General features: G+C 73.4%; 9 protein-coding genes. 1 reads left to right on the top strand and 8 read right to left on the bottom strand.

Annotated features, from left to right (window positions below; all coding sequences use genetic code 11):
- Positions 1-74: 74 nt before the first annotated feature.
- From ACFC1F_RS07560 to eccD, 8 genes are all read right to left on the bottom strand, one after another.
- Entirely contained in the window at positions 75-377 is a 303-nt protein-coding gene (locus tag ACFC1F_RS07560; protein WP_376156379.1) for a hypothetical protein, read from the bottom strand.
- On the bottom strand, positions 370-834 hold the full coding sequence (locus ACFC1F_RS07555; RefSeq protein ID WP_376156377.1) for a YbaB/EbfC family nucleoid-associated protein: 465 nt from the start codon (positions 832-834) through the stop codon (positions 370-372). The genes ACFC1F_RS07560 and ACFC1F_RS07555 overlap by 8 nt, the downstream gene beginning before the upstream one ends.
- A gap of 90 nt (positions 835-924) precedes the next feature.
- Positions 925-3,222, bottom strand: coding sequence for a hypothetical protein (locus ACFC1F_RS07550; RefSeq protein WP_376156376.1), 2,298 nt, complete (start codon positions 3,220-3,222; stop codon positions 925-927).
- A 167-nt stretch (positions 3,223-3,389) separates the two neighbouring features.
- Positions 3,390-3,803, bottom strand: a complete 414-nt coding sequence (locus tag ACFC1F_RS07545) for a hypothetical protein (RefSeq protein ID WP_376156374.1) — start codon at positions 3,801-3,803, stop codon at positions 3,390-3,392.
- Between the two features lie 44 nt (positions 3,804-3,847).
- Positions 3,848-4,150 carry a hypothetical protein gene (locus tag ACFC1F_RS07540; protein ID WP_376156373.1) on the bottom strand — a complete coding sequence of 101 codons (303 nt, stop codon included), beginning with the start codon at positions 4,148-4,150 and terminating at the stop codon, positions 3,848-3,850.
- Between the two features lie 93 nt (positions 4,151-4,243).
- Positions 4,244-4,585, bottom strand: a complete 342-nt coding sequence (locus ACFC1F_RS07535; protein WP_376156372.1) for a hypothetical protein — start codon at positions 4,583-4,585, stop codon at positions 4,244-4,246.
- 136 nt (positions 4,586-4,721) lie between these two features.
- A complete protein-coding gene (gene eccB, locus ACFC1F_RS07530; protein ID WP_376156370.1) occupies positions 4,722-6,185 on the bottom strand; it encodes a type VII secretion protein EccB in 1,464 nt (487 codons plus the stop codon).
- 60 nt (positions 6,186-6,245) lie between these two features.
- On the bottom strand, positions 6,246-7,664 hold the full coding sequence (eccD, locus tag ACFC1F_RS07525) for a type VII secretion integral membrane protein EccD (RefSeq protein WP_376156369.1): 1,419 nt from the start codon (positions 7,662-7,664) through the stop codon (positions 6,246-6,248).
- A 271-nt stretch (positions 7,665-7,935) separates the two neighbouring features.
- Between eccD and eccCa the strand changes: the two genes are divergently transcribed.
- Positions 7,936-11,937, top strand: coding sequence for a type VII secretion protein EccCa (eccCa, locus tag ACFC1F_RS07520; RefSeq protein WP_376156367.1), 4,002 nt, complete (start codon positions 7,936-7,938; stop codon positions 11,935-11,937).
- Positions 11,938-12,094: the final 157 nt, after the last annotated feature.

Genomic DNA, 12,094 nt, shown 5'->3' with positions numbered 1-12,094 from the left:
TACCGGCAACGGGCAGCGGTGGCCGGGCATTTCGGCCACCGGCTACGGACTACGGACAACCGGCCACGGGCGGATCACCTGACGACGTTGGTCGCGTGCTCGTTGGCGTCGTCGAAGAGGGTGGCGGCGTTCTGGCCGTCCTCCCCGATCTTCAGCAGCTTCTCCCTGATCTGCGTGACCAGGAGCGTCAGGCCCTCGGTGGGCTTGTCGATCTTCTCGTGGTACTGCTTGCCGATCTCGTCGGCTCCGCCGCCCTGGACGTTCCGCTGGTTGATGTCGTCGACCTCCAGCTTGACCTTCTCGACCAGGTCGGCCATCTCGGGCCACTTGGCGAACACCGTCTTCAGCTCCGACAGCTTCTTCAGCTTGTCACCCATTGAACTCCTCCTGCTTCGCCCGCCCCTGCCCCGCGGCCGGGTCGTGCCCGGGCCGCATCGCGGTGAGCGGCGCCAGCAGCGCGTCCAGGTCGAGCCCGATCGACGGCCAGTCCGGGTCGCTCTCACCCGTGAGCGAGAGGCGGAGCGACTCGCCGACCCCCTCGAAGGAACGCATGGACTTCGCGATCTGGTCGCCCATCCGGGCCTTGGCCTCGTTCAGCACGTCCATCAGCACGGCGCTCAGCTGGGCGGGCGCCATGGACTGGTAGCTGACGGTGTGGAAGGTCAGCGCGAGGATCTCGCCCTGCGGTCCGACCTTGGCCGTCACCATCCGGTCCTTGGAAGTCGCCGAAGCGGTCGACGCCTGCAACTCCTTCGCCGCCTGCGCCATCTTGGCCTGCTGCTCCTCCAGCTCCGCCAGCGCCTGTTCGAGCTGCTCCGCGAACGACATCGTCATCCCTCTCCGCTTTCCTGCTCCACTGCCCGCCGGGGCCGGCCACCGTGGCCGGCCCCCTGCCGCGCCGGTCCCGTCCTGCCGGACGGGTCCTCAGCGGCCGATCACACCGCTGACCGCACCGCTGTCGGTGCCCCAGACCTCTTCGTCCTCGGCCAGCCAGGTGGTCCGCTGACGACTCTTCTCCCCCTGGCCACCGCCGGCACCGCCACCCATCGGCGGCACCATCGGGGCGCCGGAACCGCCGGTGGTGGCCACCGAACGGCCCCGCATCGCGGCCTCCTCGGCGGCCATCGCCGCCGCCTTCTGGCTCATCGCCTTCTCCGCGGCGGCGGCTTCGGCGGCGGCCAGCTTCCCCGCGACCGGCGTGCCGCCGTTGCTCTCGATGGCCCTGGGGCTGAGTCCGCCGCCGGAGCTGAGGACCCGGCCCGCCTGGCCCGCGGACGGGGAGAAGCCACCACCACCGGCACCACCGCCGGAGCCGCCGGAACCGCCGAACAGCCCCGCGTACGACCCGAGCGAGCCGCCGCCGGAGCCGCTGTAGTCGCCGAAACCGCTGCCGGTGTCCAGGCGCCAGGACGAGGACGAGGACGAGCCGGTGGACGGCGGCCGCAGACCACCGCCGCCGCCCCCGCCGCCCCCGCCGATGGAGTCGACGACGCGCTGCTGGTCGCTGTAGCGCTGGGAGTAGTCGGAGATCGGCTTCCCGCTCGCGTCGAGCAGGGTGCCGTCCTGCGCGATCGAGCCGCCCTTGCCCAGCACGACGGGGTTGCCGTTGGCGTCCAGCACCGGCTTGCCGTCCGCGTCGACGACGCTGCCGTCCTCCCGGACGGTCGAGCCCTTGGGGACCTTCGCGTTGGGGCCGTAGATCCCCCCGCCGGAGCCCGGCGCGACGGTCGAGCCCTCCGGCACGACGACCTGCTTGCCGTTCTTGTCCAGCACCGGCTTGCCGTTGCCGTCGAACAGCTTGCCGCCCGCACCGATGTAGCCGCCCGGCGGCAGCATCACCGGCTTCTTGTCGGCGTCCAGCAGCGGCTTCTTGTCGGGGCCGAGGATCTGCGTCCCGGTGCCCCCGCCGGCGCCGCCGGCCCCGCCGCCGGCCCCGCCGCCGCCCGCACCGCCGCCGATGACCGTCGGGGGTTTCTTGCCACCGGCACCGCCGCCCGCACCGCCGCCGCCCGTGCCGCCGCCCAGGTCGAGCTTGGGGCCGCCACCACTTCCGCCGGCCCCGCCGCCGCCCTCGCCCTTCGGGGGCGCCTTGTCACCCGTGCCGCCGTCGCCCTTCGGGGGCGGCGGGCCGCCCCCGCCCTTGGACGGGTCCGGCACCGGTGCGGGGGGCGTGCGGATCCCGAAGTTCCCGAGGCCCAGCCTGAGCGCCGTCAGCAGCGGGCCGTAGGCCGTGTCGAGGGTGTTCATCTTCTCGCTCGCGGGCTTGTCCAGGTAGTCCGAGACGCGCCGCAGCCACACCTCCTTGGCCTTGACCTGCAGGGCGTCGTAGAACTCCTGCTTCGTGGGGTCACCCAGGGGCGTGGTCACCACGGCTGTGTCGGTGCCGCCGTTGGGGTCCAGGGTGATCGTGGGGCTGACGTCCTTCAGGGCGTCGGCCAGGGCCTGGAGGGTCGCGGTACTCAGCCACGGGTAGCCCGGGAACTGGGCGTCCGTGGTGCCTGCCGTGGCGGGCGTCTTGCCGTTGTACCAGTCGTTGCGGACGGCCTGGAGGTCCGTCGCGGCCTTGTCGATGGCCGCGCCCGCGGTCTCCAGGTTCTTCGCGTACGGCGAGCTCTTGAGGTCCTCCTGCAGGGTCAGCAGCTCGTCGACGAATCCGTCCATGAGCACCTTGAACGCCCCGGCGGCGCTCCCCTGCCAGTTGTCCCCCGGTGAGTCCAGGTCCTTGGCCCACCCCTGGAACTTCGCCACCGTGGTCTCGATCAGCTTCTCCACGTTCGTCAGCGTCTGGGCCCCGACGTAGAGGCTGTTCGAGCTGACCGTGTCGTTCCCGAGGACTCCCATGGACTTGTCGCCGTCCTTGACGGCGGCCGCGAGCAGCGGGGCGAAGATCTCCTGGGACTGCCAGTTGAAGCGCGACAGCGGTCCCTTGGTGTCGTTTCCCCACTTGCCGTAGTCCATGCTGATGCCGATGACGAAGCTGGCGGGCTTGTTGTTGGCGTCGTTGTAGTTCCACGCCCACCAGACGTCCGGCGTGCCCTGGCCACGGGAGATGCCGGTGGTCTCGGAGTTCATGTAGCCGCCCTGGCAGACGAACATCTTGACCGGCTTGAACCAGCTGTCCACGTTCGGGCCGGCGATCTCCTCCCTCTTGACGATCTTCGCCGACCGTTGTGCCGAGGACGCGAACACCTCAAGGACCGCTTCCCACTTCCAATCGGCCACGGGTATCACTCTTTCCAGACGTGTGAGCTGGTACGGACGGGGAGGCCGGTACGGGCCGGGGAGGCTCCTACGGGCCGGGGAGGGCGACGGCACGGGAAGGGCGGCGGACCGGTGAGGACGGCGGACCGTCCCGCCGGCCGTGCATCGGCGGGACGGCGACCGCCCGGCTACTTGCCGGTGGGCTTGTTGCCTCCGGCCGAGATGACCGTGTTCAGGACCTCCAGCATCTCGGCGGCCGTCATGGCCTCCTCGTGCGCGGTGTCCATGAGCCGGATGGTCCGCCGCAGCTCACGCTGGGCGGCCAGCACCTGCTTGCCGAGGGTGTCGAGGTCCGCGGCCAGGGTCGTGCACAGCCCGGTGAACCCGTTCTGGAGGGAGAGCGCCGAGGGGAAGGTCTGGTATCCCGGCAGCAGCTTGGTGTACGGGGTGCCCGCGGCTCCGGTCCCGGAGCCGCCCTGGCTGGAGAACTGCACGACCGCCTTGTACGCCTCGCTCTTCTCGAACTCGTCCAGGAAGTTCTTCAGGTCCGTGTTCGCGAACTTGTCGAGGCCGTCGTGGTCGAAGCTGATGGTGCCGCCCATCACGGCTCACCTCCCCCGGGCGCCGTGCGGAGCCGTCGCCGTCGTCATGAGGCGATGCCCCTGGCGGCCTGGTTGTCGGCGTCGCGCAGCAGGCCGTGCATGAGCCTCAACTGCCCGGCGGCCGTGTTGATGTCACTGCTCATGCCCGACTCGTTGCCCTTGAGCATGGTGCGGAACGCGACGGCCTCGGTCAGGAGCTGGCCCTGGAGCAGGGACTCCGCCTTGGCCAGGTCCGCCGCGCACTTCTCCATCGCCTCGATCATGTCCGCGGAGGCCTTGGTGAGGTCCGTCGCGGCGTCGTCGACGTTCTGGTGGTTGAGGACGATGTCCCCGGGCGGCGTGCTCATGGTGGATCCTTTCGGTCGGCTGGTTCCAGGGCCCGGTCCGGTCCGGGCGGGCGTCCGACGGTCACGGCCGGCGGACGGCGGGGGCGGGGACGGTCAGCGGTTGAGCTCGCCGAGCACGTAGTTGGAGTGCGACCCGCCGCCGGTGACGACACCGAGCGCCTGCTCGTGCGCCGTGTTGATGGTGCTGTAACCCTGGTGCAGGTTCTGCGTGAAGTGGTCGTACTGCGTCTGGAGCTGGCCGTACTTCACGTGCCAGTCGTCGATGCTCTGCTGGTAGAGCGTGCTGCAGGCCGCCTTGAAGTGGTCGCCGATCTCACGCCTGATGGCCTCGATGCGGTCGCCGTGCTGACGCATGGTCTGGACGTGCCCCGCCAGCGTCGACAGCATGATGCGGACGGCCGCGTCGTCCGTCTGCAAGGTGGGAGGAGTGGTCACCGGGTTCCCTTCGTCGTCGTTGACCCGCATGCGGCGGGCTCGGAAGAGGGTCGCCAGGCCCTCTCAGTCCGTTCAACGGGGCGACGGCTCAGCGGGGTTCAGCGGTCCGGCCGGTCCGCCACACCCGCCGCCGCCGTCACCGCGGGCAGGCCGGGCCGCTCGGGCGCGGCGCCGCCGTGGCGCCCGTCAGCGGTGCGGGGTCGAGGCTCGGCCCGGACGGCAGCAGGGTCAGCAGGGACTCGGGGACGGCCACCGGGGTGGCGGCACCGTAGCCGAGCTGTTTGGCGACGGCGGCCGAGGCCAGCGGGTACTTCACCCCGCCGTCGGTCACCAGGTAGAGGGTCGAGCCGACACCCGCACCGGACAGCGCCCGTACCAGGGCTCCGCCGCCGGGCCGGACCGCGATGCTGTCGGCGCCGCCGCAGCCCGGCTCGACGCCCGGCTGGGCGGCCGGCGGCAGGCCCGCGACGGCGGCGGCGTCCAGCAGGGCGACGGAGGTGGTCGGGGCCGCCTCGGTCAGGCGCAGGTCGGCGCAGACGCCACGCCCCTGGGGGACCGCCAGCAGGTCGGGCGGCGAGGCGGGCAGGCCCTGGCCGGCCAGGCCGGCCAGGGCCGCGTTGGCCGCCGGGGCCGGCGCGGTGTGCGCCGCGAGGTCCGCCGGGGTGAGCGCGGCGGGCGTGACGGCCGCGCCCCCGTACGCGCCGCTCTGGGTCCGCTGGTCGTTGCGGAGCAGCTCGAAGGCCATCCGGCTGAGCGGCGCCAGTCCGGCCGAGGTCAGCACGTACGGGTCACCGCCGGGGCCGGTGAACAGCTGTCCCACCTTCGTCGGGCGGTTGGCCAGCATCGGCCCCGCGTTGCCGCGGCCGTCGAGTTCGGGTGCTCCGAGGTCCGGGCCGGCGCTCAACGAGTTGAGGAAGGCGGCGGTCACGGGGTAGGCGGTGACGGAGGCCTGGCCGAGGGCCTGGCGGGCGCCGTTGCGGCCGTCCAGCCGCAGCCGCCGGCCGCGCCAGAGCAGGTACTCGGTGGCGTCGGGCGCGGCGATCAACACGGCCTGACTGTCCGCCAGGCGGTCGCCCTGGCGGGTGAGCCCGATGACGAGGGCGAGTCCGGGGGCCCGAACGGCGCCGGGGCCGGGGCGGGTCACCGCGCAGGAGAACCAGGGCTCGTCGGCGAGTGCGGCCGGCTCGGGCAGGCCGTCAGGGGCGCCGAGGATGCCGATCGGGGCGCCGCGCGGGGTGTCGGCCAGCGACTTCACGCTGACCTGGTCGACCACCAGCTGATCGCCGGCCAGCAGACGGGCGCTGGCCTCGTTCAGCACGGGGTGCAGGCTGCCGTCGAGGTAGAGGTACCGGGCGCCGCTCTCCTTGACCACGATCAGCGTGCCGGGCTTCTTCCAGGCCGTGGCGCCGCCCGGGACGACCACCCCGTACAGGGTGACCACCAGGCCGATCAGCGCGGCGACGACCAGTCCGGTGACGGTGCCCCTGGAGGTGCGGCCGGCCGGGGTGTCGGCCGCGTCGGGCTCGCCGCGGAGCATGCCGGTGGCGAGCCGGCCCATCACGAACAGGTGCGCCTGCACCTGGTCGCGTTTCGACTGCATCTCGTGGTTCTCCTCAGGGGCGGGGCGTCACGGACGGGGCCCGGGTCGGGGTGGGGCGCCTCAGCCGGCGATGGCCCGCAGGGCCTGGTAGACCCCGACGACGTCGAGTGCCAGCGGGAGCACGGCCATCGCCGCGGTCGTGTGCAGCAGGTCGGCGGCACGACCCCAGTAGGGCAGCATCCGCCGTCCGGGCAGGGTCCAGGCCGCGATCGCCAGTGCGGCGGCCAGCCCGAGCAGTCCGGCCAGGAGCAGCAGGCGGCCGCCGGTCTGCTGGTGGAGCGCGACGCCCCCGGCGAGCAGCGCCAGGCCGTGGACACCGGGCAGCAGGACCGAGAGCCGCTGCGGGATGCTGCCGATGGCCCGGCCGTGCAGGAGCAGGAGCACCGAGAGTGCGCCCGTCAGGGTCGGCGCGGCCCAGCCCCCGGCGCCGGCCAGCACGGTGATGCACAGCGTGAGGATCAGACCCAGCGCCAGGTGGAAGGAGGTCAGGTAGCCGTCGGCGACGGCACTGCGGGTGCGCACGGTGGTGCTCGGGAAGGCGGCGATCCCCTCCTGGAGCTCCTCGGCGTTGCGGGGCAGCGCGGGCAGGCGCAGGCCGGACAGCCGGAAGCAGATCCCCGGGACGAACGCACCGATGACCACCGCCAGCACGGCGAGCGCCGCCGCCGTCTCCTGCACGGTCACTCCGTTCAGCACCAGCACGCCCGCCAGGACGACGTGCAGGGCCAGCAGCACGGCCCCGAGGAACAGCGGCGCCGAGCAGCCGACGGCGGCCACCGCGAGGACCGCCGCGCCGGCGGCGGCGGAGCCGCCCGCCAGCAACCGGGCCCCGGTGACGCCGGCCCCTCCGCCGGTCGGCAGCAGGGCACCGGCCAGGGCCAGGTAGGGCACGGCCATGGCCCCCAGCGCGGTGCCCGCACCGGCGTCGCCCACCGCCCGGGAGGCACTGACGGCGCCGAGCAGCAGCAGGACGCCGGCGACGGCCGCGGCCAGGCCCCGGGTGTGCTGCGGCCCGTCGAGCAGCAGCAGGGCCAGGGCGCCCGCCAGGACGGCGACGGCCAGGCCCACCGCCAGGTGGTGGGTCAGCGCGGGCCGCCAGGTGTCCGGGCGGTCCCGCATGCCGGAGGCGACGCCGTCCGCCAGATCGTCGAAGTGCACCTCGGGCAGCGCGTCGCGGCGCGGGCGCAGGTAGAGGTCGTCGCCGTCGTGCAGTTCGAGCGCGTCCGCGCTGAGTTCCTCGTCCAGCGGCGCACCGCCGAGCCGTTGGAGGACCCAGCCGTCGTGGTCGACACCCTGCTCGTCCACCCCGGGGCCCGCGTAGCCGAGCACCGCCGGAAGCAGGTCGGCCAGGGGAACGTCCGCCGGCACCGCGAGTTCGAACACCGTGTCGGGTGTCCGGAACCTCAGTCGGCACAGTCCGGCAACGGCAGTCCCGTTCAAGAGTCTCCTACCCTCCAACGACCCGGAAGTCTCCAGCACCCCGGCCGGAGGCGGCGGCGTGGCACGGCGCCTCGGCGGGATGGTCCTGGCGGGGTGGGCGCCCCGGCCGCCTGGGGGAGGAGCAGCCGGGGCGCCGCCCGCACCGGGAGTTACGTGGGGCGGGGCCCGTGAGGTTCACCGCCCGCCGGAACGCGCCGGCGCACCGCCCCGTGAACCCGTGGCGGTCCGCCGTCCGTGTCCCCTGACGGACGACACGCGTCCCGGGCCGCGGATCACCGGCCGGCCGTCCCCCATCGCGAGGAGCCCTTCGTTGAGCGTGGTGCTGGTCAACCGTCCTCCCCGGCGCCCCGGCCCGGAGATGCCCGACGGGGAGATCCAGTTGCAGGAGCCGCCCGGCCTGCCGGAGCAGCAGAGCGGGATGTCGAGCGTGATCAGCATGGCGCCGATGGCGCTGAGCTCGCTCTCCATGGTGCTCGTCTTCCTGCGCCCCGGGGACGGCGGAGGCATGCTGACCTACATCGCCATGGGCATGATGGGGCTCTCGGCCGTGGGCATGCTGGTCACCCAGCTGATCCGCGGCTCCAGCGACCGCAAGCAGGCGCTGCGCGCCGAGCGCCGCGACTACCTGCGCTACCTCTCCCAGATCCGCCGCCAGGTGCGCGGCCACATCGCCCGTCAGCAGGAGGCCCTGGCCTGGCGCCACCCCGCCCCGTCCGCCCTGGCCGCGCTGGCCCGCACCTCCCGCCTGTGGGAGCGCCGGAGCGCGCACCCGGACTTCGGCGACGTGCGGATCGGCACCGGTCCGCAGCGCCTCGCCGTGCGGCTCGCGCCGCTGGCCACCAAGCCGGTCGAGGACCTGGAGCCGCTCTGCGCCCACGCACTGCGTCGCTTCATCAACGCCTACGGCACCGTCGCCGACCAGCCGATCGCGGTCTACCTCCGGGGCTACGCGCAGGTCCTGCTGCGCGCCGACGATCGCGCGGCCGCCCGCGACCTGGCCCGCGCGATGCTGGCCCAGCTGGCCGTGTTCCACGCTCCCGACGAGCTGCAGATCGCCGTCGTCACCGACGCGGAGCACCGCGCCGAGTGGGAGTGGACCAAGTGGCTGCCGCACGCCCTCCACCCGGTGGACACCGACGGGGTGGGCCCGGTGCGGCTGGTGGCGGGCTCGGTCGCGGAGATCGAGCAGCTGCTCGGCGGCGAGTTCGCGGCCCGGCCGCCGTACGAGCCGGACACCCAGCCCGGCCGGGACGAGCCGTTCACCGTGATCGTGCTGGACGGCCCGCAGGCCGGCCCCACCAGCCGGGCCGCCCTCGCCGGCTACCGCAACGCCACCCTGATCGACCTCGGCGACACCCTGGAGTGGAAGCCGTCGCGGTTCCGGCTGCGGCTGCGGATCGAGGACGGTGCGCTGGCCATGGTCGGCGCGGACCGCAACCACCGGGACGACGTCACCGACCTCGGCCGGCCCGACGCCCTGCCGGCCACCGCCGCCCGCCGGCTGGCGGCCGCGCTGGCGCCGTTCCGGATCGGCGACACGACGGAGGCCGGGGAGCCGCTGGACGCCGACTTCGACCTCGCGTCGCTGCTCGGCATCCGCGACCTGTACCAGCACGACGTCGCCGAGAACTGGGCCCGCCGCGGCATCGCGGACCGCCTGCGCGTCCCGCTCGGGGTCTCCGGCGACGGCTCGCCCGTCGAACTGGACATCAAGGAGTCGGCACAGGGCGGCATGGGCCCGCACGGGATGCTGATCGGGGCGACCGGCTCGGGCAAGTCCGAGCTGCTGCGGACGCTGGTGCTGGCACTCGCCGTCACGCACTCCTCCGAGGTGCTGAACTTCGTCCTGGTGGACTTCAAGGGCGGCGCGACGTTCCTCGGCCTCGACCGGCTGCCGCACACCTCGGCGGTCATCACCAACCTGGCCGACGAGGCCGAGCTGGTCGACCGGATGCGCGACGCCCTGCACGGCGAGCTGGTCCGCCGCCAGGAGCTGCTCCGGGCGGCCGGCAACTACACCTCGCTGCTGGACTACGAGACGGCGCGCGCCGCCGGGGCGGCTCTGGAGCCGATGCCGACGCTGTTCGTGGTGGTCGACGAGTTCAGCGAACTGCTGGCCGCGCACCGCGACTTCATGGAGCTCTTCATCATGATCGGCCGGCTCGGCCGCTCCCTCGGCGTGCACCTGCTGCTCGCCTCGCAGCGCCTGGACGAGGGCCGGATGCACGCCCTGGAGTCCCACCTGTCCTACCGGATCGGCCTGCGGACCTTCTCCGCGATGGAGAGCCGCGGCGTCCTCGGGGTCCCGGACGCCTACCAGCTGCCCTCCCAGCCCGGCAACGGGTTCCTGCGCAGCGACATCGCCACCCTGACCAGGTTCAAGGCCGCGTACGTCTCCGGCCCGTACAGGGCCAGGGTCCGCGCCGCCCGCCAGGAGGTGGTGGCCGGCCAGGTCGCCGCCTACGGCACCGAGTACGTCGCGCCGCGTCGGCCCCTCGCGCCCGTCGAGGAGACGCCCGAGGAGGCGACGGCCCCCCAGGAGACCCGCAGCCTGCTGGAGATCGTGGCGGAGAAGCTCACCGACGCCGGTCCCCCGGCCTACCAGGTCTGGCTGCCGCCGCTGACCGCGGCGCCGACGCTGGACGAACTGCTGCCGCCGCTCGCGCCGCACCCGGAGCACGGCCTGACCGTCGAGGACCCGGCCCTCCGCGGCACCCTGACGGTTCCGGTCGGCGTCGTCGACCGCCCCTTCCAGCAGCTGCGCGACCTGCTCACCGCCGACCTCTCGGCCGCCGACGGCCACGTCGGCATCGCGGGCGGCCCGCAGAGCGGCAAGAGCACCCTGCTGCGCACCCTGATGACCGGCCTCGCGCTCACCCACACGCCGGCCGAAGTGCAGTTCTACTGCCTCGACTTCGGTGGCGGCACGCTCTCCTCCCTGCGCGGGCTCCCGCACGTCGGCGGGGTCACCGGCCGGCACGACCCCGAGCGGGTGGTGCGCACCATCGCGGAGGTCAACGCCATCCTGGTCCACCGCGAGCAGCGCTTCGCGGAGCTGGGCATCGACTCCGTCTCCTCCTTCCGCCGGCGCCGGGCGGCCGGCGAACTTCCCGAGGAGCGGCACGGCGACGTCTTCCTGGTCATCGACGGCTGGAACACCATCCGCCAGGAGTTCCCGGACGCCGCCCCCGCGCTGACCCTGATCGCCCAGCGCGGCCTCAACTACGGCATCCACCTGATCGTCGGCACCACCCGCTGGGGCGAGGTCACCGGCGCCCTGCGCGACCTGCTGGGCACCCGGTTCGAGCTGCGGCTCGGCGACGCGGTCGACTCCGCGATCAACATGCGGGCGGCCGCGAAGGTGCCGAAGGTCCCCGGCCGCGGCCTCACCGAGGACCAGATGCACTTCCTCACGGCCCTGCCCCGGCTGGACGGCAACAGCGGCACCGACGACCTCGGGGAGGGCGTCGCGGACCTCGTCGACGCGATCGCCGACCACTGGACCGGCCCGCGCGCGCCCGAGGTCCGGATGCTGCCGCTCACCGTCGACGCCGCCACGCTGCCCGCCCCCGAGGGCCGGCTGCGCATCCCGATCGGTCTGCAGGACACCACCATCGCGCCGCTGTGGCACGACTTCGAGGAGTCGCCGCACCTGCTCGTGGTCGGCGACACCGAGTCGGGCAAGACCAACCTGCTGAAGCTGGCCACCGCCGCCATCACCGGCGCCTACACCCCCGACCAGGCACGGATCATGCTGGTCGACTACCGCCGCGAGCTCTACGAGGCCGTCCCCGACGAGTACCGGCTGGGCCACGCGGTCGCCCTGGACGTCCTGCGGCAGATCGTCGACGGCGCGGCCCGGGCCATGGCGAACCGCCTTCCCGGCGCCGACATCACGCCCGCCCGGCTGAAGCTCCGGGACTGGTGGGAGGGGCCCGAACTCTTCATCCTGGTCGACGACTACGAACTGGTGTCGGGCGCCTCCGGCAGCATGAGCGGCCACCCGTTCTCGGCCCTGCTCGACTACCTGGCCCAGGGCGCCGAACTCGGCCTGCACCTGATCGTCGCCCGCAGTGCGAACGGCATCGCCCGCGCGATGTCCGACGCCCTGCTGCGCAAGCTGGAGGAGGTCAACACCCCGGTGATGCTGCTCTCCTGCCCGCCCAGCGAGGGCTACGTGTTCGGCAACCTCAAGCCGCGCACCTTCCCGGCCGGCCGTGGCCTCTACGTCACCCGGCGCCGCACGGTTCAGGTGCAGACCGCGATCCTGGCGGAGGAGGAGAAGGAGGGGTCGGAGGACGGCGGGTTCTGAGGCCGGGCCCGGGCCCGCGGCCCGGGCTTCGGCCTCGGCCAGGGCTACGGCTACGGCTACGGCTACGGCCCCGGTTTCGGCTTCGGTCCGGCTTCGGTCCGGCTTCGGTCCGGCGGCTGAACCACCTTCGGTCCGGCACCCGTAGAGCCGATTGGAA

Source organism: Kitasatospora sp. NPDC056181 (assembly GCF_042266225.1).
Classification (GTDB): Bacteria; Actinomycetota; Actinomycetes; order Streptomycetales; family Streptomycetaceae; genus Kitasatospora.
The sequence above is the reverse complement of the archived record's forward strand: the minus strand, read 5'-3'. Positions and strand labels throughout refer to the sequence as shown.

Bases quoted from the DNA above. Each gene is read 5' to 3' on its own strand.
- eccB (WP_376156370.1), bottom strand. From the start codon at position 6,185: ATGCAGTCGAAACGCGACCAGGTGCAGGCGCACCTGTTCGTGATGGGC.
- ACFC1F_RS07545 (WP_376156374.1), bottom strand. From the start codon at position 3,803: ATGGGCGGCACCATCAGCTTCGACCACGACGGCCTCGACAAGTTCGCG.
- ACFC1F_RS07555 (WP_376156377.1), bottom strand. From the start codon at position 834: ATGACGATGTCGTTCGCGGAGCAGCTCGAACAGGCGCTGGCGGAGCTG.
- ACFC1F_RS07540 (WP_376156373.1), bottom strand. From the start codon at position 4,150: ATGAGCACGCCGCCCGGGGACATCGTCCTCAACCACCAGAACGTCGAC.
- ACFC1F_RS07560 (WP_376156379.1), bottom strand. From the start codon at position 377: ATGGGTGACAAGCTGAAGAAGCTGTCGGAGCTGAAGACGGTGTTCGCC.